Origin of the sequence: Streptomyces sp. SID8374 (assembly GCF_009865135.1) — a bacterium.
GTDB lineage: Bacteria > Actinomycetota > Actinomycetes > Streptomycetales > Streptomycetaceae > Streptomyces.
In genome coordinates this window covers 2,760,662-2,784,523 of record NZ_WWGH01000001.1, presented here as the reverse complement: position 1 = coordinate 2,784,523, position 23,862 = coordinate 2,760,662, and the positions used below count along the sequence as shown (strand labels likewise).

Sequence of the window (23,862 nt, the reverse complement as noted above, 5' to 3'; positions counted from 1 at the left end):
CGTGCCATGGTCGGCCACAGACTAGACGCTGGGATCACTCCTGTGAGGACCCCGGACAGAACTGTGTGCCGTACGGAGATGAACGGTGGGCGACCGGCGACGAGCGGTGGCCGCGGAGCGACGGGCGGCCCCGGACCGGTACCGCCGGTACCCGCCGGGATGCCCGAACGGGCACCCCGTGAAGACCTCCCCACCCGGCCCGCCCGCTACACCGGTGCCTTCGTCGCGGGTGAGCGGCTGTCACCGCGGGGTCGTAGTCTGGAACCCCCGGCTCGTCCCACGTGTCGGGCTCTTCGCGTTGCCCCCGGCCGCGGCAGCCGGCTGCCGGCCACACCTGAACACCTCATGACCCGGACGGATGCCCCTATGAGCCTGCACGGTCTGCTGGATGTCGTCGTAACGGACCCGGCGATCGCCGAGGCGGTGAAGGCCGCCGCCGACGGCCACCGCATGCATGTCGACCTGGTGGGTCCGCCCGGCGCCCGGCCGTTCGCCGTGGCCGCGCTGGCCCGGCAGACCGGCCGCACCGTGCTGGCCGTCACCGCGACGGGCCGGGAGGCCGAGGACCTGGCCGCCGCGCTGCGGACGCTGCTGCCGCCGGACACGGTGGCGGAGTTCCCGTCCTGGGAGACCCTGCCGCACGAGCGCCTCTCGCCCCGCTCGGACACCGTGGGCCGCCGCCTCGCCGTGCTGCGGCGGCTGGCGCACCCGCGCGAGGACGACCCGGAGACGGGGCCGGTCTCGGTGGTCGTCGCGCCGGTCCGTTCCGTGCTGCAACCGCAGGTCAAGGGGCTCGGCGAGCTGGAGCCGGTGGCCCTGGCGAGCGGGCAGAGCGCGGACCTGGGGGAGGTGGTGGACGCGCTGGCGGCCGCCGCGTACGCGCGGGTGGAGCTGGTGGAGAAGCGCGGCGAGTTCGCCGTACGCGGCGGGATCCTGGACGTCTTCCCGCCGACCGAGGAGCACCCCCTTCGGGTGGAGTTCTGGGGCGACGACGTCGAGGAGATCCGGTACTTCAAGATCGCCGACCAGCGGTCCCTGGAGGTCGCCGAGCACGGTCTGTGGGCGCCGCCCTGCCGTGAGCTGCTGCTGACCGACGAGGTACGGGAGCGGGCCGCCGCCCTCGCCGAGGCGCACCCGGAGCTGGGCGAGCTGCTCGGCAAGATCGCGGAGGGCATCGCGGTCGAGGGCATGGAGTCGCTGGCCCCGGTCCTCGTCGACGACATGGAACTGCTGCTGGACGTCCTGCCCGAGGGGTCGATGGCGCTGGTCTGCGACCCGGAGCGGGTCCGGACCCGGGCGTCCGACCTGGTCGCCACCAGTCAGGAGTTCCTCCAGGCGTCGTGGGCGGCGACGGCGGGCGGCGGCGAGGCCCCGATCGACGTGGGCGCTGCCTCCCTGTGGAGCATCGCGGACGTCCGGGACCGGGCCCGTGAGCTGGGGATGATGTGGTGGTCGACCTCCCCGTTCGCCGCCGACGACGCCGACCACGACGAGGACACCCTCAAGCTGTCGATGCACGCCCCGGAGGCGTACCGGGGCGACACCGCACGCGCCCTCGCCGACACCAAGGGGTGGCTGGCCGACGGATGGCGCACGGTGTACGTCACCGAGGGCCAGGGTCTCGCCACCCGTACGGTCGAGGTGCTGGGCGGCGAGGGCATCGCGGCCCGCTTCGTGCCGGACCTCACCGAGATCGCCCCGTCCGTGGTCCACGTCTCCTGCGGGGCGATCGACCAGGGGTTCGTCGACCCGGCGCTGAAGCTGGCGGTGCTCACCGAGACCGATCTGACCGGCCAGCGCTCCGCCACCAAGGACCTGGGCCGGATGCCGGCCCGCCGCAGGAAGACGATCGACCCGCTGACGCTGGAGGCGGGCGACTACATCGTCCACGAGCAGCACGGCGTCGGCCGGTACGTGGAGATGGTGCAGCGCACGGTCCAGGGCGCGACCCGCGAGTACCTGCTCGTCGAGTACGCCCCCGCCAAGCGCGGCCAGCCCGGCGACCGGCTCTACATCCCGACCGACCAGCTGGAGCAGGTCACCAAGTACGTCGGCGGCGAGGCCCCGACGCTGCACCGGCTCGGCGGCGCCGACTGGACGAAGACGAAGCAGCGGGCGAAGAAGGCGGTCAAGGAGATCGCCGCCGACCTGATCAAGCTGTACTCGGCCCGGATGGCGGCCCCCGGCCACTCCTTCGCCCCCGACACCCCGTGGCAGCGGGAGCTGGAGGACGCGTTCCCGTACGCGGAGACGCCCGACCAGCTCTCCACGATCGCCGAGGTCAAGGAGGACATGGAGAAGACGGTCCCGATGGACCGGCTGGTCTGCGGTGACGTGGGCTACGGCAAGACGGAGATCGCGGTCCGCGCGGCGTTCAAGGCGGTGCAGGACGGCAAGCAGGTGGCGGTCCTGGTCCCGACGACGCTCCTGGTCCAGCAGCACTACGGCACGTTCACCGAGCGGTACTCCCAATTCCCGGTCAACGTCAGGGCGTTGAGCCGCTTCCAGTCGGAGGCCGAGTCCAAGGCGACCCTCGCGGGCCTGAAGGACGGCTCGGTCGACCTGGTCATCGGCACCCACCGCCTCTTCTCCGCCGACACCAAGTTCAAGGACCTGGGCCTGGTCATCGTCGACGAGGAGCAGCGGTTCGGCGTGGAGCACAAGGAGCAGCTGAAGAAGCTCCGCGCCAACGTGGACGTGCTCACGATGTCCGCGACGCCCATCCCCCGTACGCTCGAAATGGCGGTCACCGGCATCCGCGAGATGTCCACGATCACCACCCCGCCGGAGGAGCGCCACCCGGTGCTGACCTTCGTGGGCCCGTACGAGGAGAAGCAGATCGGCGCGGCCGTGCGGCGTGAACTCCTGCGTGAGGGCCAGGTGTTCTACATCCACAACCGGGTCGAGTCCATCGACCGGGCCGCCGCCCGCCTCCGCGAGATCATCCCGGAGGCCCGGATCGCCACCGCCCACGGCCAGATGTCCGAACAGGCCCTGGAGCAGGTGGTGGTGGACTTCTGGGAGAAGAAGTTCGACGTCCTGGTCTCCACGACGATCGTCGAGTCCGGCATCGACATCTCCAACGCCAACACCCTGATCGTGGAGCGCGGCGACAACTTCGGCCTCTCCCAACTCCACCAGCTGCGCGGCCGGGTGGGCCGAGGCCGCGACCGGGGTTACGCCTACTTCCTGTACCCGCCCGAGAAGCCCCTGACGGAGACGGCCCACGAGCGCCTGGCGACCATCGCCCAGCACACGGAGATGGGCGCGGGCATGTACGTGGCGATGAAGGACCTGGAGATCCGCGGCGCGGGCAACCTGCTCGGTGGCGAGCAGTCGGGCCATATCGCGGGCGTCGGCTTCGACCTCTACATCCGCATGGTCGGCGAGGCGGTCGCCGACTACCGGGCCCAGATGGACGGCAGCGTGGAGGAGGAAGCCCCGCTGGAGGTCAAGATCGAACTCCCGGTCGACGCGCACGTCCCGCACGACTACGCCCCCGGCGAGCGCCTGCGCCTCCAGGCGTACCGCGCGATCGCCCAGGCCACCTCGGAGGACGACATCCGCGCGGTCCGCGAGGAGCTGACCGACCGCTACGGCCCCTTGCCCGAACCGGTCGAGAACCTCCTCCTGGTGGCCGGCCTGCGCATGCTGGCCCGCGCCTGCGGAGTCGGCGAGATCGTCCTCCAGGGCTCCAACATCCGCTTCGCCCCGGTGGAGTTGCGCGAGTCCCAGGAGCTGCGCCTCAAGCGCCTGCACCCCAAGACGGTCATCAAGCCCGCCGCCCACCAGATCCTGGTCCCGCGCCCGACGACGGGCAGGATCGGAGGCAAGCCGGTGGTGGGACGCGAACTGCTGTCGTGGACCGGGGAGTTCCTGACGACGATCCTGGGGTCGTAGGGCGGAGATCGCGTGAGTGACGGGCCCCGCCGGGCTTGCTGGTCCGGCGGGGCCCGATGCGTTGCGGCCGAGGTGCTGTCCTAGGCCCGGGCCGTCGCAGCCGTCACCGCCGGCTCGGCCTCCACCGGCAGGCCGACACGGCGGGCGTCACTTCACGACGACGTGGTCCCCCGCCGACTGCGACGCCCCGGTGGTCGTATTGCCGTAGTACGCCCAGCGCCACGTGCCCGTCCTGGACGCCTTGACGGTCGTCTTGAGGGCGCCCGAGCCGTTCGCGTACACCTTCTTCACCGTGGTGTAGGAGGTGGCTCCGGCGGGCTTGAACTGAAGGCTCACGTGGCGGCCTCCGTAGGAGGCGTACTTCCTGGTCTCCCAGTTGGCCCGCGTGACCTTTCCGGTCACGGTGAGGGTCTTGCCCTTGGCCACCGGCTCGGGCGAGGCGTTGACGGTCAGGCGGGAGTTGCGCTTGACGTGGACCGTCAGCCCTGTGGCGTCGACGTCACCGCCCCCGCCCTGGAAGTAGACCTCGCCCGCAACCTTCCAGGCCCCGGCCTCACTGTTGCGCATGGGCCACGTGCTCGGATCGAAGTACATCGTCTCTCTGATGTCGCAGGTGCCGACCGGCTTGGGGCAGTCGCTCGTCTCGATGGCGTGCCACAGCTTGTCGTCCGTGTTCTTGCGGTAGAGGAACACCAGGGGCGTCCACTTCCACTTGCCCGTGGTCACCACGCGCAAGGAGGCCGGCACCGCGACCTCCTTCGACGTCCCGATCACGATCGGCTTGCCGCCGTTCACCTGGACACGGCTGAACGAGGCCCCGCCCTCGGCCGCCCCGGCCGGCACCGCGGCCACGGCCGTGAACACCGCCGCCGCCCCACCGGCCACGACGGCTCTCCAGAACTGCTTCCCCACCTGTTCCCCGATCTCCGTACGGAAAGGAGCCGAAGGCTCATCCCTCCAGTCGCCTTACAGACGATCGGCCTCCGCGCAGGGTTGTACACCCGCGCATCACCATGGGGTATCGGGTAATTCGCGCTGCCCGCGAGGCGGACGGCGCCGGGCTGTTGCCGGCCCGGTGCGGGGCCCCGTTCGTCGCTCAGGGAACGCCCTTGAGGGGCGGCCCGGGGACGCCCCCGTCAGCCGTCGCCCCCGTTCTCCGGCGTGAAGATCAGGCCCGTGAGCGACCGGAACACCTCCTCCGGGTCCCGGCCCTCCAGCGCGTCCGACAGGTTGCCGCTGAGCAGCAGGGTCGCGAAGCCGTGGGCCAGGGACCAGGCGGCCGTGCCCGCGAGGCGGTCGTCCTCGCCCCGGCCGCCCGGGGGGAGGTCCGCCACGCCCGCGCGCAGCGCCTCGGTCGCCCGGGCCTTGGCGGCGAGCAGGCCGAGGTCGTCGGTGCGGTACAGGTCCGGCTGGAACATCACCTGGAAGTGCGCGGGGTGCGTCGCCGCGAACCGTACGTACGCCACGCCCCGCTCCCGTAGGTCCGGCGCCCCGGCCAGGGCGTCGGCGAACAGGGCGTACCCCTCGGCGGCGACGGCGGTCAGCAGGCCCGTGCGGTCCTTGAAGTGGTGCGCGGGCGCGGCGTGCGAGACGCCGGCCCGACGGGCCAGGTCGCGCAGGCTCAGGGCGGCCGGACCGTTCGCGGCGATGACGTCGAGGGCGGCGGCCAGGATGGCGCGCCGCAGGTCGCCGTGGTGGTAGGTGCGCTCGGGCTCGCTGCTCCTGCTGCTCATGGGATCAGCCTAGCCGTCATCTAGTCATTGACAAGTTCCGGTGGCGTGCGCATGCTGGAGGTCCGATCTAGACAGTGCCAAGATGCGAGATCCCTCTCGGGAAGGCGGAGACCATGACCGGAGAACCGGCCCGCGTACGGCAGATGTGGCATCTCCTGGAGCCCCTGCACGCCGTGCTCTACTACGCCCCCGCCGCCTTCGAGGAGGCCGCCGCGCTGGGCTACACCACCGAGGAGCGCTGGCCCAGCTACTTCGCCTGGCGCGCGGCCCCGCTGGGTCCGGCCGGGGCGGACGAGGCGGTGCGGGCGTTCCACAGCTTCGCCCCGGCGGTGGTGGGGGATTACATGCCGGTGAGCTGGGCGGTCGCCTCGCCCGAGGCCGTCCTCGCCGCTCGGCTGCGGGCGGTCGACCGGGCCTACCGGGCGCTGTTCGGGGACCGGCGGGTGGAGGGGGCGGAGTTCGCCGAGGCCGCCGCGCTGGTGCGGCGCGCGGCGGAGGCGGCGTCCCCAGGTGTTCGCGGCGGCCTCGGTCCCGCCAACTCCGCCCTGCCCTGGCCGGACGCGCCGCACCTCGTGCTCTGGCACGCGGCGACCGTCCTGCGCGAGCACCGGGGCGACGGGCACATCGCCGCCCTCGAAGCGGCCGGTCTCGACCCGGTCGAGTCGCTGGTCTCCTTCGCGGGCGTCGGCGCGGCCCGCCCCGAGGTGTTCGCGAGCCGCGGGTGGGGCGCGGTGGAGTGGGGTGCGGCCCGGCGTCGGCTTCAGGAGCGGGGGCTGCTGGCGGCGGACGGTACGGCCACGGAGGCGGGGCGCGAGCTGCGCGCGAAGGTGGAGCTGCGCACCGACGAGGAGGCCGCCGCGCCGTGGCGGGCCCTGGGGGAGGAGGGGCGCCTGCGGCTCGTGGAGCTGCTGGGGGAGCCCTGGCTGGAGGTCATCGGCTCGGGGATGCTGCCCGGCGAGAACACCCTCGGCATCGGCAAGGTCTGAGCCGGGCGTGGTGGAGGCGAGGGCCGGGGGAGGCTGAAGGCGAGTCATGAAAGCCTCGCCGACGGGGAAGGCGCCCATAAGATTCTGTGCGTTCGGCTTTCTCCCCGTCAGGATGACTTCACGTGATATCTCCCCGTACGTACCGAGCGACAGCCCTCCCCGCCCTCAGTGCCGTCCTCGTACTCGCTCTGGCCGGCTGCGACCCCGACGACCTCGCGGCGGAGAGCGGCGGCAGCGCGAGCGGGGGTGCGAACGGTGGAGCGCAGTCGGCCGAGGGGTTCGGTGCCGGCCCGCTGGACAACCCCGACGGTACGAAGCCGGGCCTGGCGCCCCTCACCGGCGACGCCGACCGGGCCGCAGCCCGCAAGATCATCGAGAAGGTCGCCACCAAGGGGCGCGGCCCGAAGACCGGCTACGAGCGGAGCAAGTTCGGCTCCGCGTGGAAGGACGGGATCGACGGCATCCCGCTCGCCCGGAACGGCTGCGACACCCGCAACGACCTCCTCGCCCGCGACGGCAAGGACATCGAACACCGCTCGGGCTCCCACTGCGTCGTCGTCGCGCTGAAGCTCAAGGACCCCTACACCGGCAAGTCCATCGACTGGCGCAAGGCACAGGCGGCCAAGGTGCAGATCGACCACGTGATGCCGCTCTCCTACAACTGGCAGATGGGCGCCGCCCGCTGGAACGACACCAAGCGGCAGCAGATCGCCAACGACCCGCTCAACCTCCTGCCGGTGGACGGCCCGGCCAACAACGCCAAGCGCGACTCCGGCCCGGCCGCCTGGCTGCCGCCGTACAAGCCGGTCCGCTGCTCCTACGCGGTGCGGTTCGCCCAGGTCTCGCTGAAGTACGAACTCCCCGTCACCGCACCGGACAAGCGGGCCATGCTCGCCCAGTGCGGGGGATGAGGGCCACGAGTCCGTGCCCTGGGGAGGCCGTAGGGCGTGTCAGATCTTGCCGCCGCCAATGACGTTGTACGGCCTGCCCATCGCCATCATCAGCCGCATCGGCTCCGTGGTCGCCGCCAAGGTCCGACGCGCCGAAAATGCCTGGTCGCAGGGGGTGCGGTCCGACTAGGGTCGGCCGTATGGAACTGCACATCACCACGCTCGCCGAGCGCCCCGAACTCGCCGACGCCCTGGACCGGATGCCGGACAACTGGCCGGAGTTCGTCCTGGAGGACATCGTCGGCTGGGCCAACTTCGGGCGGGTGGCCGTCGAGTTCCCGCAGTACGTCCTCGTCGCCACCGACCCGGACGGCACCGTGGTCGCCCGCGCCTACAGCGTGCCCTTCGAGCTGAACGCCCCCGGGCGCGGGCGGCTCCCCGCCGGCGGCTGGGACCGGATGCTGCTGTGGGCCTTCTCGGACCTGCGGCGCGGGCGGACCCCCGACACCGTCGGCGCCCTGGAGATCACGGTGGCCACCGGTCACCAGGGCAAGGGGGTCTCGGGCCGCATGCTGGCCGCGATGCGGGAGAACGCGGGGCGGCGCGGCTTCGGCGAGGTCGTCGCCCCGGTACGGCCGAGCGGCAAGCACCTGCGGCCCGCGCTGCCGATGGAGGAGTACGCCCGGCTCACCCGCCCCGAGGACGGGCTGCCCGAGGACCCGTGGCTGCGGGTCCACGTCCGGGCGGGCGGGGCCGTGGACTCGGTGGCCCCGGTGTCGATGACGGTGAGCGGGACGCTGGAGCAGTGGCGGGAGTGGACCGGGCTGCCGTTCGACACGGAGGGTCCGGTGGAGGTGCCGGGCGCGCTGGTGCCGGTGCACTGTTCGCCCACGCACGGGTACGCCGTCTACGCCGAGCCGAACGTGTGGGTGCGGCACCGGGTGTGAGGGGCGGCTTCTGAGGTGCGGTGCGGGGCGGGGCCTTCGGGGGGCCGGGGCGACCTGGCGGTGAGGTGGCGCCCTGGCGGTGAGGTAGCACCTTCGGCCGTGAGACGGCGCCCTCAGTCGTGAGACGGCGGCCCAAGGGATCCGGCGGTACGTAACTCCCGTGCGCCGCGCCGGAGGCGTCGATCGCTCACCACGACGAGATCTACCGGAACCTGCGCTTCCCCGGGCGCGGCCTCCGCGTCCTGCCCGCCGCCGGACACCCCCTGGGCGCGCGCTCCACCGGGGCGGGTCTCACTGCCCCAGTTCGACGATGTCCTTCGCCGCGGGCTTCTCCGCCACCACCGGCTGGTTGAACTCCGACAGGTTCAGCGTCATCGGCTCCTCGCCGCCCTTGGACGTGATCCGCAGGATGTACGGGTCGCCCTCGGCGGCCACCAGGAACGTGTGGGTCTCCTTGCCCTCCTTCTCCGTCAGCCGCAGGGCGGGCTTGCCGTCGACCTTCGCCTCGCCCGCCTTCCGCGCCTCCGTGTCGTTCGCCTCGACGCTCTTCAGCAGCCCCTTCAGGTCGCAGAACTCGATCATGTCCTTGGTGTCCGGGTCGGACGCCTTCGACTCCATCCAGCGGCCCGCCAGCATCTTCACCGTCGCGTCGACCTCCTCCGCGGGCTCTCCCTCGCTCTCCTGGCGCAGCAGTGCCTCGTCGTACTTGGTGTAGACGGTGTCGCCGGTCTTGATGATCTCCACGGTCCCCTTCGGGCCTATGGCCATGGTCCCCGTGCACTCCCCGGACGTGCTGGTGGAGAAGTCGGCCTTCATCCGGCCGTCCTTGGTGTCCATGTGGAGGGAGAGCCGCATCGACTCCGCCTTCTTCGTCGTCGTGAGCGCCTTGTTGGTGACCTCGGGCCCCGAAAGGTCCCCGAACGGACCGCTGTCGGCGTCTGCGCCACAGGAGACGAGGGCCAGGAGAGCCGTCGCGCAGACGGTGTTGACGGCGATACGGGTGACGAGACGCATGACGGAAGCTCCGGTGAATCGATGAGGGAGATGATCAGGTGTGCGAACGGGGTAATAACAGCAGAGCTTGTGAACCGAGTCAACACGGTTCACGCGCAACGGGTCGGGCAACGATGCTCCTGGGTGTCGTCCGAGTGAGTCGCTATGCTCGCGACACGGCGTGAACAGCGCTGGGTGACGTCGGACGGGGAGACAGCCGGTGCCGGAACAGGCGACAGAGGTGACCGCGGCCGGGATCGCGCGTCTCGCGGGAGTGGGACGGGCCGCCGTGAGCAACTGGCGGCGGCGCCACGCCGATTTCCCCAAGCCGGTCGGAGGCACCGAGACCAGCCCCTCCTTCGCGCTGCCCGAGGTGGAGCAGTGGCTGCGCGACCAGGGAAAGCTCGCTGAGGTGCCGCTCCGTGAACGCGTCTGGCAGCAGGTGGCCGGGCACCCGGAGGGCGCCGTCACCGCCCTGATCCACACCGGCTGCGCCCTGCTGCTCGTCCGCGACCGACCCACCGCGTGGCTGGAGCTGACCGCCGTCTCCGACGAGCGGATGGTTGCCGTGCTGCCGCACGCGATGGAGGAGGTGCTCGGCGCCCGCCTCGGCCCACCCACCCCCGGCCCCGTTCACAGCGAAGCCTCAGACGTCCACACCTCGCCGGGCGGCCCCGACTCGCCGGGTGTTCACACCACCCGTGCCGTGCCCACCCCCGCCTCCGACGCCCTCCTCCCCTCCGCCCCCCTCCTGCGCGCCGCCGCCGAGCTGGCCGCCGGGATCGGGGCCGGGCAGACCTTCGAGTTCCTGCTCGGCCGGCAACTCGACGCCAACCCGCGCCAGTACACGCTGACGCCCCCCGGCCTCGCCGAGCTGATGGCCGCCCTCGCGGAGACCGGCAAGGACACGGACCCGCCGGGCGGCGGCAGGCGGCCCGTCCGCAGCGTCCTGGACCCGGCCGCCGGTACGGGGACCCTGCTGCGCGCGGTCGCCGGGCCCGCCGAACTCCTCGCCCAGGAGGCCGACCCCTCCCTCGCCGCGCTCACCGCCCTGCGCCTCGCCCTCCACGGCGACGGTTCGCCGCGCAGCACCCCGGCCCGGACCGTGCGGGGCGGCGACGCCCTGCGCGCCGACGCCTTCCCGCAGCTCGCGGCCGACACCGTGCTCTGCCACCCGCCGTTCAACGACCGCAACTGGGGCCACGACGAACTGGCCTACGACCCGCGCTGGGAGTACGGCTTCCCCGCCCGCACCGAGTCCGAACTCGCCTGGGTCCAGCACGCCCTGGCCCGCCTGCGCACCGGCGGCACCGCCGTCCTGCTGATGCCGCCCGCCGCCGCCTCCCGCCGCTCCGGCCGCCGCATCCGGGCCGACCTCCTGCGCCGGGGCGCCCTGCGCGCGGTGATCGCCCTGCCGGCCGGCGCCGCACCCCCGTACGGCATCCCGCTCCACCTCTGGGTCCTGCGCAAGCCGGGCGGCGAGCTCCGCCCCGTCCCCGAGCTCCTCCTCGTCGACACCACCGACCCCGCCGAACCGGGTACGACGACGGGAACGCAGACGGGCGGCGGGCGCGACCGGCCGGACTGGCCCGCCGTGCACACCGCCGTACTCGACGCCTGGCGCGACCGGGCCGACCTCCCCGGCGTCAGCCGCGTCGTCCCCGTCATCGAACTCCTCGACGACGACGTGGACCTGGCCCCCGCCCGCCACCTGCCCCGCCCCGCAGCCGGAGGCGGAGCGGCCGGTCTCGAAGACGTACGGGAGCGGCTGGCCGACACCCTGCGCCGCACCGCCGACCTCACCCCGCCGCCCGCCGAACTCTCCGCCCCGGCCCACTGGCCGCTCACCACGGTCGGCGAACTCGCCCGCGCGGGAGCACTGTTGCTGCGTACGGGAACGGGAACGGGCCCGGCCCCCCGCACAGGCCCCGGCACCGGACCAGGCACCCGTACAGGCACAGGCACCGGCCCAGCCCCCCGTACAGGCACCGAAACCGGCCCAGCCCCCCGTACAGGCACCGAAACCGGACCGGCCCCCCGCACAGGCCCCGGCACCGGACCAGACACCCGCACCACCCCAGACACCACCCCAGGCGCCGAAACCGCCCCCGTCCTCACCGAGCACGACGTCCTCGCCGGCACCGCCCCGTCCGGAACCCCCGCCCCGCCCCCCACCGGCACCGGCACCGGATCCCCCACCCCCGACGACCCGATCCTCCTCGAACCCGGTGACGTCGTCGTCCCCGTCCTCGGCGGCGGCTCCGTCGCCCGGGTCGTCGACGAGGCGACCGCGGGCGCCGTGCTCGGCCGCAACCTCCAGCTCCTGCGCCCCGATCCGGCTGCCATCGACCCCTGGTTCCTCGCCGGGTTCCTCCGTGGCACTGCCAACCACCGGCAGGCCAGCAGCTACGCCTCCACCGCCGCCCGGCTGGACGCCCGCCGCCTCCAGCTGCCCCGGCTGCCGCTGGCCGAACAGCAGCGGTACGGGGAACAGTTCCGCGCGCTCGCCGCGTTCGAGGACGCCCTGCGGACGGCGGGGCGGCTCGGCGGCCAGCTGGTGAGGGGGATGTACGACGGGCTGACGGACGGTACGGTCACGCCCCGGTGACCTCATAGGCAACGGTTGGGCACAACCGGGGACGGTCTGTCGGCGGCGGTGTATACGCTCACCTCACACGCCCGACTCTCGTACGCCTCCCAGGAGCAGCACATGCACGGCTACGGCTATCCGCCGCAGCAGCCGCCGACGCCCCGGCCGTCCTCGGGGACGCTCACCACGCTGCGCGCGATCTTTGTTGTGCTGACCGTGCTGAGCTGCGGGTTCCTCGGGTGGGCGGCGATGCTGAGGCTCGCGGTCGTCACCCGCAGGCCGCGTGACTGGTGGCTGTTCGCGGTCACGCTCCTCCTCACCATCGGCCTGTTCGCGTTCTTCGCGGGCCTGCCCGAGGAGGAGGAGATGACGGACGCCCAGGCGCTGATCGGGATGGGGTGGCTCATGGTGAACCTGGCCGGCGTCATCACGTACTACCTGATCATGGAGACGCGGCACTTCGCCGGGCCCGGGCCGTACGACACCCGGACGCCGGTGCCCGGCCCCGCGACCGCCCCGTACCGCCCGGTCGTCCACCAGCACCCGCCCGCCCAGGCCCGGAACCAGGCACTCGTCCAACCCCAGGCGCAGCACCCGACGCCGCCGCCCACCCCGAACCCGTACGCCGTCGAGACCACACCCCCCAAGCCCGCGCCCCAGCGCCTCGACCAGGTCCGGGCCGAGCTGGACGAGCTCAGCGACTACCTCCGCAAGGAGGGCGAAGGCCGGTGAGCAACCGGGTCATCGCCGGGCGGTACGAGCTGGCCACCATCCTCGGCCAGGGCGGCATGGGCCAGGTGTGGACGGCGTACGACCAGCGTCTGGACCGCCGGGTCGCGGTGAAGCTGCTGCGTCCGGACCGGGTCGCCGGGCCGACCGGCAGCGACGCCGCCGACGAGCTGCGCCGCCGGTTCGTCCGCGAGTGCCGGGTCACCGCGCAGGTCGACCATCCCGGCCTGGTCACCGTCCACGACGCGGGGAGCGACGGCGACGACCTGTTCCTGGTCATGCAGTACGTGGAGGGCGCCGACCTCGCCGACCACCTCGCCGAGCAGGACCCGTACCCCTGGCCGTGGGCCGTGGCGGTCGCCGCCCAGCTCTGCGCGGTCCTGTGTGCGGTGCACGCGGTGCCGATCGTCCACCGCGACCTGAAGCCCCGGAACGTGATGGTCCGGCCCGACGGCTCCGTCACCGTCCTCGACCTGGGTGTCGCCTCCGTCCTCGACACGGACACCACCCGCCTCACGCACACCGGTTCACCGATAGGCTCCCCGGCCTACATGGCCCCCGAGCAGGCGATGGGCGGCGCGGTCGGCCCGTACACCGATCTGTACGCCCTCGGGGTCGTCCTGCACGAAATGCTCAGCGGTGACGTGCCGTTCGCCGGGTCCACCGCGCTCGGCGTCCTGCACCGCCACCTCTACGAGCCGCCGGTCCCCGTCCGGCAGGGCAGGTCCGAGGTCCCCGTCGCACTGGAAGCGCTCGTGCTGCGGCTGCTCGCCAAGGACCCGCAGGACAGGCCCGCCTCCGCGCAGGAGGTGTACGAGGAGCTGGCCCCGCTGCTGCCCAAGCACGGCACCCCCGCCGGGCCCCTGGACCCGACCCGCCCCTTCCTGCGCCCGCACGCCCCCTGGCCGGACCGCGCCGCGACCCCGGCCACCTCGCCCGTACCCCCGTCCGTCTCCGTACCGTCGCAGGCCCAGGCCGGCACCACCCCCTGGCCCGCCGTCGCCTCCCTCCTCTCCCCGCCCCCGCCGCTCACGGCGCCGACCTCCTTCACCCCGCCGCCCGCCCGGCCGGACGTCGCCCAGGCCGTCGACGAGGTCAAGAAGCTGCTCGGCGAGGGCCGGATCACCCAGGCCGTGGACATCCTCGGCGCGATCCTCCCGGCGGCCGCCGCCGAGCACGGTGAGCACTCCCCGGTCGTCCGCATCCTGCGCAAGCAGTACGCGGCGACGCTGATGGACGACGGGCAGTTCCGCCGCGCGCTGCCGGAGCTGCGTCGCCTCGCGGAGGACCGCACCGCCGAGGCCGGACCGGCCGACGCCCAGGTCCTGCAATTCCGTTACGACGCCGCCCAGTGCCTGGAGCAGCTCGGCGAGGCGACGGCCGCGCTCGGCGAGTACCGCGCGGTCCTCCCGTACTACGAGAACGCCTACGGGGCCGTCACCACCGACCCCGGCCGGGCCCTGGACATCCGCCACCGCATCGGACAGCTCCTGCTCGCGGTCGGGGACCACACGGCGGGCCGCGCTCAGCTCCAGGCGCTGCTGTACGACGCGGAGCGCACGTACGGGCCGCACCACCCGCTCCCCGTGGACCTGCGCCGCCGCCTCAGCCACCAGAGCGACGTCCGGGGCGGCTGACCCCCGGGGCGGGGCCGTCGCCCCACATCCCCAACTCCTCCCGAATCGTTGGTCGAATCAGTGGCACTGATCACCCCCACTGCCTAACATCGGTCACCGCAAGGCTTGTGCACCGATGCACAAACTCTCCACGGGAGGCTCCTTTGCACCGCCGTCGTCGCACCGCGCTCGCCGTCTCCGCCGCAACGCTGCTCGCGGCCCCACTCCTGGCCGCCTGCGGCAACGAGGCCCACCCCGGTGCCGCGGCCGTCGTGGGCGGCGAACGGATCGAGGTCTCGGCGGTCCAGGCCCAGGCCGCCGACGTCCGCGCCGCCCAGGAGAGCTCGCCCGAGGCGGCCCAGCTGGTCAACAAGTCGGGCCAGCTCAACCGCGCCAAGCTGCACGGGCTGATCTTCGGCCGGATCCTGGACAAGGCCGCCGAGGACGCCGGGGTCACCGTCACCCGCAAGGAGATCCAGGAGGCCCGGACCGCCGGCCGCGCGCAGTACGGCGGCGAGGAGCAACTGCGGGCGATGATGCTCCAGCAGCGCTGGGTCGCCCCGGACCAGATCGACGGCGACATGCGCCAGGAGGTCCAGCTGCCCAAGCTCGCCAAGGCGCTCGGCGCGGACCTCGGTACGCCTGCCGGGCAGCAGGTCGTCGGCGAGGCGCTGACCAAGGCGTCGAAGCAGCTGAAGATCGACGTGAACCCGCGCTTCGGCGCCTGGGACGACCAGAAGATGCAGCTGGGCACCTACAAGGCGCCGTGGATCACCCAGGTCACGGAGTTCGCCCCACAGGAGCCGGAGGCGGGCGCCTGAGCCGGGTGCTCGGGTGGGACGCCTGCACCTGACGTCCGGGCCGCCCGCCTGAGCCCGGTGCTCGGGCGGGGCGCCTGGGCCTGACATCCGGGCCGGGTGCCGCTCGGGTACCCGCCGGGCGCCTGACCCGGAGGCACGGCGGGTAGGTTCGCCGGGTGAACGCTGAAGCCCCCGGCACGCCCGCCGCCACCCCCGGCGACCCCGGCCGCATCGTCCTGCTCACCGCCAGCCACCGGGTCGCGCCCGGCCTGCTGTCCTGGCCGGCCTGGCAGACGCTGCACGCCGCCGACCAGGTCCTGTGCGCAGACCCGCACCACCCGCAGCTGCCCTACCTCCGTGAGGCGGGCGTCCGCGTGGATCACGCGGCGCCCTCCGCCGACGAGCTGGTCGCCGCCTGCGCGGGCGGCCGCACGGTCGTGGTCCTGGCCGGCGGCGAGGGCGACAGCCGCCTGACCGACGGCCTGGCCCGGCTCGGCGGCTCCGGCCGGATCTCCATGCCGGACCTGGAACTGCTCCCCGGCTCGTACGACCTGCCCGGCGCCCGCCTCCTGGACCTGGTCCAGGTCATGGACCGGATCCGCCGCGAGTGCCCGTGGACCTCGCAGCGGACGCACAAGAGCCTCGCGAAGTACGCCATCGAGGAGGCGTACGAACTGGTCGAGGCGATCGAGGACGGCGACCGGACCGAACTGCGGGAGGAGCTGGGCGACGTGCTGCTCCAGGTCGTCTTCCATGCGCGCATCGCGGAGGAGGATCCCGAGGAGCCGTTCGCCATCGACGACGTCGCGGGCGGCCTCGTCGAGAAGCTGATCCACCGCCACCCGCACGTCTTCGGCGACGAGCACGCCGAAACCCCGGAGGACGTCCACGCGCACTGGCTGCGCACGAAGGCGATCGAGAAGCAGCGCACTTCGGTCACCGAGGGCGTCCCCCTCGGCCAACCGGGCCTGGCCCTCGCGGCAAAGCTCGGCAGCCGGGTCCGCACGGCGGGCCTCGACGTCCCCCTCCCGACGGGAGACCCCACCGGCGACTCCATCGGCTACGACCTCCTCGCCCTGGCCGTCGCCGCCGAGGCGAACGGCACCGACCCGGAGGCCGCCCTGCGCGCGGCGGCTCGTGCGTACAGGGACGCGATCGTGGCGGCGGAGGGCGGGGCGGGTTAGTACGGTGAGCTGAGAAGTCGTACGAGGGGCGGGGGACGGGCGTGTCCGACGAACGGGAAGCGCCGAACGACACGGCGGTCGGCGTGGGCAACTCCGTCTCCGGGGGCGCTTTCCACGCACCGGTGGTCCAGGCGGGGGCCGTGAACGGGGGCGTGCACACGTACTACGCGCAGCCGCCGAACTCCTCCGCCCTGCCGCCGGTCTCCGAGTGGCCGCAGCTGGACACGGCCGACCCGATCGCGCTGGGGGTGCGACGGACCCGGCGGCTGCCCGGTGAGTCACCGTTGCCGCCGTATGTGCCGAGGGACTGTGACCGGGAGTTGGCCGACCAGGTCCGTGAGGCGGCCTGGGAGGGCGGTCTGGTCGTGGTGACCGGGGCGCCGCTCTCGGGGAGGACCCGGACGGCGTGGGCCGCTCTGGTCACCAGCATGGCGGGTACGACACGGGTCTTCGCCCCGCCGCCGGGGACGGACCTGCGAGGGCTGCCGGCGGTGTTGCGGGGGCGGGGTGAGGAGCACTGTGTGCTGTGGCTGGACGACCTTGAAGGCCACCTGGGAAAGCGCGGGCTCACCCCGTCCGTCCTCGCGGACCTCGTCCGGCTGCGCGTGCCCGTGCTCGCCACGATGGGCGACGAGGCGTACGACGCCCGCCGCTTCGGTGTGCGGGGCCGCGCCGGGGTGCTCGGCGCGGCCGAACCGGTCGAGTTGGCGCGGGAGTGGAGCGAGAGGGAGCTGAGGCGCCTGGAAGCCCTGGACGAGGATGCCCGCCTGCTGGGCGCGGTGCTGGGACGCGGCGTGCACACCGTGCCCGAATACCTTGCCGTCGGTCCCGAACTCCTGGAGGAGTGGCGGCGGGCCCGTCGGCCGAACGCCCACCCGCGTGGCCATCTGCTGGTGCGCGTGGCGATCGACTTCGCCCGGTGCGGGCTGGTCGAGGTCTCGCGTGAGGCGCTCCGCACGGCGCAGTCGCTGTATCCGCAGGAGTTGGCGACGGCCCGCGCCGAGCCCTTCGACGACGGGCTCGGCTGGGCATCCCACATCCGGCACGGGGTGACCGGGCTGCTGGCCCCTGGGGGACGGCAGGACACCTGGGCCGTGTTCGGGTCGCTCGTCGCCGATGTGGGGGGCCGGCCGGAGGGCCCGCCCGTCCCGCTCGGCATGTGGTCGCTGGCACTCGACGCGGCACCGGAGGAGGCTGAGCGGTGGACGGTGCGGTGGAACGCGCACCTGACCCTGGTGCCCCTGGCCGACAGCGATCCGGAGGTATCGGTGGTGCTCGGCCGCATCAACGCCGCGCTCGGCGACATCGAGACCGCCGCGTTCTGGTTCCGCAAGGCGGCGGACGCGGGGCACATCGGGGCGACGGCGTTGCTGGGAGAGCTGCTGGTCCTGCTCGACGCGGAAGCGGAAGCGATCCCGTACCTGGAGACGGCCGCCGAGGCCGGCATCGTACAAGCGCAGTACAACCTGGGAAAGGTGCTGGCCGCCCGCGCGCAGAGGTGGATGGCCCGGGCCGCCGGGCACGGCCACCCCGCCGCAACGGAAGCCCTCCCCCCACTCCGTAAAGTCACCGACACCCCGCCCGATACCGTCAAGGAGTGACCGACACCCCCGCCTGCCCCCACACCCCTGACGCCCCCGCACTCTTCACCTGGGAGTTCGCCACCGACCCCTACCCCGCCTACGCCTGGCTCCGCGAGCACAGCCCCGTGCACCGGACCGCGCTGCCCAGCGGGGTCGAGGCCTGGCTCGTGACGCGGTACGGGGATGCCAAGCAGGCGCTCGCCGACGCGCGGCTCTCCAAGGATCCCGCGAACCACGCCGGGTCCGCGGCCGCCAAGGGGAAGACGGGGATCCCGGGGGAGCGCAAGGCGGAGCTGATGACGCATCTGCTCAACATCGACCCGCCGGACCACACCCGGCTGCGCCGGCTCGTCTCCAAGGCGTTCACCCCGCGCCGGGTCGCGGAGTTCGCGCCCCGCGTGCAGGAGCTGACGGACCGGCTCATCGACCGGTTCATCGAGGACGGGGAGGCGGATCTGATCCATGACTTCGCCTTCCCGCTCCCCATCTACGCCATCTGCGACCTGCTCGGCGTCCCGCGCGAGGACCAGGACGACTTCCGGGACTGGGCGGGCATGATGATCCGCCACGGCGGCGGGCCGCGCGGCGGGGTGGCCCGGTCGGTGAAGAAGATGCGCGGCTATCTCGCCGAACTCATCCACCGGAAGAGGGAGAACCCCGGTGACGACCTGATCTCCGGGCTGATCCGGGCCAGCGACCACGGCGAGCACCTCACCGAGAACGAGGCCGCGGCGATGGCGTTCATCCTGCTGTTCGCCGGGTTCGAGACGACGGTGAACCTGATCGGGAACGGTACGTACGCCCTCCTCCGCCACCCCGAGCAGCGCGCCCGGCTCGAAGAGTCCCTGGCGGCGGGGGAGAGCGCCCTGCTGGCCACCGGCATCGAGGAACTGCTCCGGTTCGACGGGCCGGTGGAGCTCGCGACCTGGCGGTACGCCACCGAGGCGCTGACCCTCGGCGGGCAGGAGATCGCGGCCGGAGATCCGGTGCTGGTGGTGCTGGCGGCGGCGGACCGGGACCCGGACCGGTTCACGGATCCGGACGCACTCGATCTGTCACGGAGTGACAATCAGCACCTGGGTTACGGGCACGGCATCCACTACTGCCTGGGGGCGCCGCTGGCCCGGCTGGAGGGCCAGGCGGCGGTGGCGACGCTGCTGAAACGCCTTCCTGGCCTGCGACTTGCCGCGGAACCGGCCGATCTGCGGTGGCGCGGCGGGCTCATCATGCGCGGACTGCGCACGCTGCCGGTGGAATTCGAACCGGGACGCCGCCTCGAAGAAAGTGACACGCTGTCACCTCTGTGACTTTCACGTGATCTGCGCTGCATCGACTTGTGACATGCGTTCGAGTCCCGCTAGGTTCACGGTTCGACGCGTCGGCCGCTGTTCACCGCCGGCCCGCCCGTCACTTGTTCAACAGCGCTGTGCGCTCAACGGCGCCGCGTGCTCAACAGCTTCATGCTCCTCAGTTCCTGCTTGTCAGTCGCACGGAAGGCAAACCCCATGGGCTCCGCGAACGGCAGACACCGCCGCCCTCGTCAGGCACCCGCCATCGTCGTCGCCGCAGGCGTGACCGGATCGGCCATCGCCATCCCGCTCCTCGGCGCGGCAGGCGCACACGCAGCCGACGCCACCACCTGGGACCGGGTCGCGGAGTGCGAGAGCGGCGGCATGTGGAGTGCCGACCTCGGCAACGGCTACTACGGCGGGCTCCAGTTCTCGCAGGAGACATGGTCGGCGTACGGCGGCACCGCCTTCGCCGAGCGGGCCGACCTCGCCAGCCGTGCCCAGCAGATATCCGTCGCCGAGAAGGTCCTGGACGACAAGGGCCCACAGGCCTGGCCGAGCTGCGCGGTGATCTCCGGCCTCGCGGTGGACGGCGCCCTGCCCGGTGTCGACCCCGGCACCGCGCCCTCCGCCGACCCCACCCAGGACCCGACGACCGTCCCGGCGGACGAAGCGGATGAAAAGGGTGAGACCGGCACTTCCGATAAGGCGGGCAAGACCGGCAAGGGTGAGAAAGAGAGCGGCGGCGACGCCCTCGACCCCTCGGCGAAGCCTTCCGCGAAGCCCTCCGCCGGGAAGGCGGGGGAGAGCGGCGGGACCGGCAGGACCGGAACCACCGAGTCCCCCGACGCCTCGCAGCCCTCCCAGAACACCGGCGGCAAGCACCGGGGCGCTCCGGCCCCCGAGGAGACCGGCGCGGTGGACCAGGGGGACGGCCCCCGGGAGTCCGGCCGGCACGCCTCACGCGGCGAGGGTGACGCGCGGGACGGCGGCGCGGTCGCCGACGGCGGCTACACCGTGCAGCCCGGGGACAACCTCTGGGCCATTGCTGACGCACAGAAACTTCCCCAGGGCTGGACCGGCCTGTACGAGGCCAACAAGGACCTCCTGGGCTCCGACCCGGACCTGATCCTGCCCGGCCAGAGCCTCGATCTGGGGCTGGACCCGGCCGCTGAGGCGGGTGCCCAGGAGGGCGCCGAGGTGCCTGCCGCCAACTGATCGAATTCGGGAAAACGCCCCAAAATCGCGGGTAGTTCAGAGGCCTATGTCCACTTATGCGTAAGTGAGACATGGGTCTCTTTGCTTCAACTGGCGTGTTGCGCCCGCCCGCTCGGCGTAGATCCCCTCCGACCTGCGGAAACGGTCCATCAGGGTGAGCAAGTAAGCGCTGATTGGCCCAGTATGTCCGTCTTTGAATGTCGGGGTTGCCTGTGTTTACGGTCGGAACCGCTCGCACCGCGGGCCCCGTCGACCGTCACGCCGAATCCTGCCGTCGGTCGAAGGGAACAGACGCGTAAGCGCCGTAGGCAGGAGCGGGGGACCCAGGTAGGCCGCCGGGTCCGTACGGCCCCTTCGAAGGGCAGTCCCTTCGAAGTCGGGGACGTACGGGAACGGCTTGGGGTGAAGTCGTGCGCAAGGTCGCACGACCGGGCAACTCATCAGCCCGAACCCGACAGCTCACCTCGTAGGCGTCGGTGAGGAGATCCGTTCCATGCTGCTGAACAGCAAGGGCAAGCACCGCCGCCCCTCGAAGACCGTCCGTTTCGCCACCCTCGCGGGCATCACCGGTGCCGCCGTGGCCGTCCCGCTGATGGGTGCGACCAACGCTTCCGCCGCCTCCGTCGAGACCTGGGACGCCGTCGCCCAGTGCGAGTCCGGCGGCAACTGGTCCATCAACACCGGCAACGGCTACTACGGCGGACTGCAGTTCTCGCAGTCCAGCTGGGCCGCCGCCGGCGGTACGCAGTACGCCTCCCGCGCCGACCTGGCCTCCAAGGACCAGCAGATCGCCACCGCCGAGAAGCTGCTCGCCATGCAGGGCCCGGGTGCCTGGGCGTGCGCCGGCGCCGGCGGCCTCACCAACGACGGTGTGGACCCGGGCGTGAACACCGGCTCCGGCCAGTCGCAGAGCAAGCCCCAGCAGGCGCAGCCCGAGCGCAAGGCCGAGCAGCCCACCACGCGCAGCGAGCAGCGCACCGCCCCGGCCGCCCCCAAGGCCGAGAGCTCCAAGAAGACCGTCACCACCCCGACCGGTGAGAAGGTCCAGAAGGGCGACGGCGAGTACAAGGTGAAGTCCGGCGACACCCTGAGCAAGATCGCTCAGAAGGAAGGCGTCAAGGGCGGCTGGAGCAAGCTCTTCAAGCTCAACGACGACATCGTCAAGGACGCGGACCTGATCTTCCCGGGTCAGCAGCTCCACCTGAAGTAACAGCCGTCTCTCCTCCCCGGAGGGAGGGGGTCCGGCGGCACCCTCCCTCGCACGGCTCCCCGGCCCGGCGCGCTACTCCCCCCGTGCGCGCCGGGCCGGGGTTTTCGGTGCGAGGGGCGTCGGCGGGCGAGGGGATGCGTTCACCTTTTGTCGTCAACGCTTGTTACCGCCCAGTAGATTTCTAGAGATTTGTCCCGTGATGCTGGTCCTTGGGTCCTTTTTCGTCCCAGGAGGCGGGCGGTCGGCCGACTGACGCGGCCGGGCCGGTTAGGCTCGTGTCGCAAGGCCACAGTGACCCTGCACAACCAGCGTCATATCCCAGAAGGAGATGCCTCGTGCCGTCCATCGACGTCGTCGTAGCCAGGGAAATCCTCGACTCCCGGGGCAACCCCACGGTCGAGGTCGAGGTCGGCCTCGACGACGGCAGCACCGGCCGTGCTGCCGTTCCGTCCGGCGCCTCCACCGGTGCGTTCGAGGCCATCGAGCTTCGCGACGGTGACCCCAACCGCTACCTGGGCAAGGGCGTCGAGAAGGCCGTCCTCGCCGTCATCGAGCAGATCGGCCCGGAGCTCGTCGGGTACGACGCCACCGAGCAGCGCCTCATCGACCAGGCGATGTTCGACCTGGACGCCACCGAGAACAAGGCCTCGCTCGGCGCGAACGCCATCCTCGGTGTCTCGCTCGCCGTCGCGCACGCCGCCTCCGAGGCGTCCGACCTGCCGCTCTTCCGCTACCTCGGCGGCCCGAACGCGCACCTGCTGCCCGTTCCGATGATGAACATCCTGAACGGCGGCTCGCACGCCGACTCCAACGTGGACATCCAGGAGTTCATGATCGCCCCGATCGGCGCGGAGTCCTTCTCCGAGGCCCTGCGCTGGGGCGCGGAGGTCTACCACACGCTGAAGAAGGTCCTCAAGACCAAGGGCCTGTCCACCGGCCTCGGCGACGAGGGCGGCTTCGCCCCGAACCTGGAGTCCAACCGCGCCGCCCTGGACCTCATCGTCGAGGCCGTCAAGGAGGCCGGTTACGTCCCGGGCCGCGACATCGCGCTCGCCCTCGACGTCGCCGCGTCCGAGTTCTACAAGGACGGCGTCTACGAGTTCGAGGGCAAGTCCCGCTCGGCCGCCGAGATGACCGAGTACTACGAGGAGCTCGTCTCCGCGTACCCGCTGGTCTCCATCGAGGACCCGCTGTACGAGGACGACTGGGCCGGCTGGAAGGTCATCACCGACCGCCTGGGCGCCAAGGTCCAGATCGTCGGCGACGACCTCTTCGTCACCAACCCGGAGCGCCTGGCCCGTGGCATCGAGGAAGGCTCCGCCAACGCCCTGCTCGTCAAGGTCAACCAGATCGGTTCGCTGACCGAGACCCTGGACGCCGTGGAGCTGGCCCAGCGCAACGGCTTCAAGTGCATGATGTCGCACCGCTCCGGCGAGACCGAGGACGTCACCATCGCCGACCTCGCCGTCGCCGTGAACTGCGGCCAGATCAAGACCGGCGCCCCGGCCCGCTCGGACCGCGTCGCCAAGTACAACCAGCTGCTGCGCATCGAGGAGATCCTCGACGACGCCGCGGTGTACGCGGGCCGCTCCGCCTTCCCGCGCTTCAAGGGCTGACCCGCAGCCGTAGGACGGTAGCCTCCGCCCGTCCCCGCACCCGGTCCCGTACCGTGTGCGGGGACGGACGTGCGTAACGGGGAGGCGGGAGACATGGCCGGGAAGGACCGGGACAGGTTCTCCACCGCGACCAGGCTGCGACTGCTCGGCGAGCAGACCGCGGCCCGCGTGTACCGCTCCCAGAACCGCCGCCAGGCCCGCCGCTCCCGGCTCACCGGCCGGGCCGCGTTCCTGGCGCTGGTGGTCTGCTCCCTGGTGGTCGCGCTCGCCTACCCGATGCGTCAGTACGTCTCCCAGCGCGACGAGATCGCCGAGCAGGAGCGGCTCTCGCGCCAGGCCGAGCAGCGCACCGAGGAGCTGCGGGACGAGAAGGCGCGGCTCCAGGACGACGCGTACATCATGCGGCTGGCCCGCCAGCACCTCCATTACGTGCTCCCCGGCGAGACCGGCTACACCGTGGCCGACCCCGACGCGGCACAGGACCGCCGGGGGGATCAGGGCGCGAGCCACCGCCCCTGGCACTCGAACGTCTGGGACGGCGTGGACGGCGCCGACCGCGACTGACGCCCCTTCTCCTC

18 protein-coding genes, 1 pseudogene and 1 riboswitch are annotated in these 23,862 nt (G+C 72.4%); of the genes and pseudogenes, 16 read left to right on the top strand and 3 right to left on the bottom strand.

Annotated features, from left to right (window positions below):
• The first annotated feature begins 366 nt into the window (after positions 1-366).
• Entirely contained in the window at positions 367-3,900 is a 3,534-nt protein-coding gene (gene mfd / locus GTY67_RS12245; protein ID WP_161278662.1) for a transcription-repair coupling factor, read from the top strand.
• Positions 3,901-4,047: 147 nt separating this feature from the next.
• Here mfd and GTY67_RS12240 read toward each other — a convergent pair whose 3' ends face one another.
• Together GTY67_RS12240 and GTY67_RS12235 are read right to left on the bottom strand one after the other, a co-directional pair.
• Complete coding sequence (locus GTY67_RS12240; protein ID WP_161278661.1) at positions 4,048-4,812, bottom strand: hypothetical protein; 765 nt, start codon at positions 4,810-4,812, stop codon at positions 4,048-4,050.
• 224 nt (positions 4,813-5,036) lie between these two features.
• Positions 5,037-5,633 (bottom strand): TetR/AcrR family transcriptional regulator, encoded by a 597-nt coding sequence (locus tag GTY67_RS12235; RefSeq protein ID WP_093691949.1) that lies wholly within the window; start codon positions 5,631-5,633, stop codon positions 5,037-5,039.
• A gap of 113 nt (positions 5,634-5,746) precedes the next feature.
• Between GTY67_RS12235 and GTY67_RS12230 the strand changes: the two genes are divergently transcribed.
• The 4 genes and pseudogenes from GTY67_RS12230 to GTY67_RS34880 form a co-directional block, all read left to right on the top strand.
• Positions 5,747-6,619 carry a hypothetical protein gene (locus tag GTY67_RS12230; protein ID WP_161278660.1) on the top strand — a complete coding sequence of 291 codons (873 nt, stop codon included), beginning with the start codon at positions 5,747-5,749 and terminating at the stop codon, positions 6,617-6,619.
• 122 nt (positions 6,620-6,741) lie between these two features.
• A complete protein-coding gene (locus GTY67_RS12225; RefSeq protein ID WP_161278659.1) occupies positions 6,742-7,530 on the top strand; it encodes an HNH endonuclease family protein in 789 nt (262 codons plus the stop codon).
• 179 nt (positions 7,531-7,709) lie between these two features.
• Complete coding sequence (locus GTY67_RS12220) at positions 7,710-8,456, top strand: N-acetyltransferase (RefSeq protein ID WP_161278658.1); 747 nt, start codon at positions 7,710-7,712, stop codon at positions 8,454-8,456.
• A 158-nt stretch (positions 8,457-8,614) separates the two neighbouring features.
• Positions 8,615-8,809, top strand: a pseudogene (locus tag GTY67_RS34880) (hypothetical protein); the annotation flags it as partial.
• Here GTY67_RS34880 and GTY67_RS12215 read toward each other — a convergent pair.
• Positions 8,748-9,470 (bottom strand): hypothetical protein, encoded by a 723-nt coding sequence (locus GTY67_RS12215; protein WP_161278657.1) that lies wholly within the window; start codon positions 9,468-9,470, stop codon positions 8,748-8,750. The pseudogene GTY67_RS34880 and the gene GTY67_RS12215 sit on opposite strands and share 62 nt — an antisense overlap.
• 199 nt (positions 9,471-9,669) lie before the next feature.
• On the opposite strand from GTY67_RS12215, the gene GTY67_RS12210 reads away from it, so the two are divergent.
• From GTY67_RS12210 to GTY67_RS12160, 11 genes are all read left to right on the top strand, one after another.
• Complete coding sequence (locus GTY67_RS12210; RefSeq protein WP_161278656.1) at positions 9,670-12,057, top strand: N-6 DNA methylase; 2,388 nt, start codon at positions 9,670-9,672, stop codon at positions 12,055-12,057.
• 102 nt (positions 12,058-12,159) lie between these two features.
• On the top strand, positions 12,160-12,771 hold the full coding sequence (locus GTY67_RS12205) for a hypothetical protein (RefSeq protein ID WP_161278655.1): 612 nt from the start codon (positions 12,160-12,162) through the stop codon (positions 12,769-12,771).
• Entirely contained in the window at positions 12,768-14,405 is a 1,638-nt protein-coding gene (locus GTY67_RS12200) for a serine/threonine-protein kinase (protein WP_093691935.1), read from the top strand. The genes GTY67_RS12205 and GTY67_RS12200 overlap by 4 nt, the downstream gene beginning before the upstream one ends.
• A gap of 143 nt (positions 14,406-14,548) precedes the next feature.
• Positions 14,549-15,205 carry a SurA N-terminal domain-containing protein gene (locus tag GTY67_RS12195; RefSeq protein ID WP_093691933.1) on the top strand — a complete coding sequence of 219 codons (657 nt, stop codon included), beginning with the start codon at positions 14,549-14,551 and terminating at the stop codon, positions 15,203-15,205.
• Between the two features lie 155 nt (positions 15,206-15,360).
• The gene (locus GTY67_RS12190) at positions 15,361-16,368 is read left to right on the top strand and encodes a nucleoside triphosphate pyrophosphohydrolase (RefSeq protein WP_161278654.1); all 1,008 of its coding nucleotides are present in this window, start codon (positions 15,361-15,363) and stop codon (positions 16,366-16,368) included.
• Positions 16,369-16,409: 41 nt separating this feature from the next.
• On the top strand, positions 16,410-17,969 hold the full coding sequence (locus GTY67_RS34500) for a sel1 repeat family protein (RefSeq protein ID WP_202461412.1): 1,560 nt from the start codon (positions 16,410-16,412) through the stop codon (positions 17,967-17,969).
• On the top strand, positions 17,966-19,258 hold the full coding sequence (locus tag GTY67_RS12180; protein ID WP_093691927.1) for a cytochrome P450: 1,293 nt from the start codon (positions 17,966-17,968) through the stop codon (positions 19,256-19,258). Before GTY67_RS34500 ends, GTY67_RS12180 begins: the two co-directional genes overlap by 4 nt.
• Before the next feature lie 198 nt (positions 19,259-19,456).
• Positions 19,457-20,458, top strand: coding sequence for a transglycosylase family protein (locus GTY67_RS12175; protein ID WP_161278653.1), 1,002 nt, complete (start codon positions 19,457-19,459; stop codon positions 20,456-20,458).
• 290 nt (positions 20,459-20,748) lie between these two features.
• A riboswitch (cyclic di-AMP (ydaO/yuaA leader) is annotated at positions 20,749-20,946 on the top strand.
• A 5-nt stretch (positions 20,947-20,951) separates the two neighbouring features.
• Complete coding sequence (locus GTY67_RS12170) at positions 20,952-21,668, top strand: transglycosylase family protein (protein ID WP_093691923.1); 717 nt, start codon at positions 20,952-20,954, stop codon at positions 21,666-21,668.
• 335 nt (positions 21,669-22,003) lie between these two features.
• Positions 22,004-23,284 carry a phosphopyruvate hydratase gene (gene eno, locus GTY67_RS12165; RefSeq protein WP_093691921.1) on the top strand — a complete coding sequence of 427 codons (1,281 nt, stop codon included), beginning with the start codon at positions 22,004-22,006 and terminating at the stop codon, positions 23,282-23,284.
• 93 nt (positions 23,285-23,377) lie between these two features.
• Positions 23,378-23,848: a septum formation initiator family protein gene (locus GTY67_RS12160; RefSeq protein ID WP_161278652.1), complete on the top strand. Its 471-nt coding sequence runs from the start codon at positions 23,378-23,380 to the stop codon at positions 23,846-23,848.
• Positions 23,849-23,862 lie beyond the last annotated feature (14 nt).

Bases quoted from the DNA above. Each gene is read 5' to 3' on its own strand.
- GTY67_RS12220 (WP_161278658.1), top strand. From the start codon at position 7,710: ATGGAACTGCACATCACCACGCTCGCCGAGCGCCCCGAACTCGCCGAC.
- GTY67_RS12215 (WP_161278657.1), bottom strand. From the start codon at position 9,470: ATGCGTCTCGTCACCCGTATCGCCGTCAACACCGTCTGCGCGACGGCT.
- GTY67_RS12230 (WP_161278660.1), top strand. From the start codon at position 5,747: ATGACCGGAGAACCGGCCCGCGTACGGCAGATGTGGCATCTCCTGGAG.
- GTY67_RS12205 (WP_161278655.1), top strand. From the start codon at position 12,160: ATGCACGGCTACGGCTATCCGCCGCAGCAGCCGCCGACGCCCCGGCCG.
- GTY67_RS12170 (WP_093691923.1), top strand. From the start codon at position 20,952: ATGCTGCTGAACAGCAAGGGCAAGCACCGCCGCCCCTCGAAGACCGTC.
- GTY67_RS12160 (WP_161278652.1), top strand. From the start codon at position 23,378: ATGGCCGGGAAGGACCGGGACAGGTTCTCCACCGCGACCAGGCTGCGA.
- GTY67_RS12175 (WP_161278653.1), top strand. From the start codon at position 19,457: ATGGGCTCCGCGAACGGCAGACACCGCCGCCCTCGTCAGGCACCCGCC.
- mfd (WP_161278662.1), top strand. From the start codon at position 367: ATGAGCCTGCACGGTCTGCTGGATGTCGTCGTAACGGACCCGGCGATC.
- GTY67_RS12235 (WP_093691949.1), bottom strand. From the start codon at position 5,633: ATGAGCAGCAGGAGCAGCGAGCCCGAGCGCACCTACCACCACGGCGAC.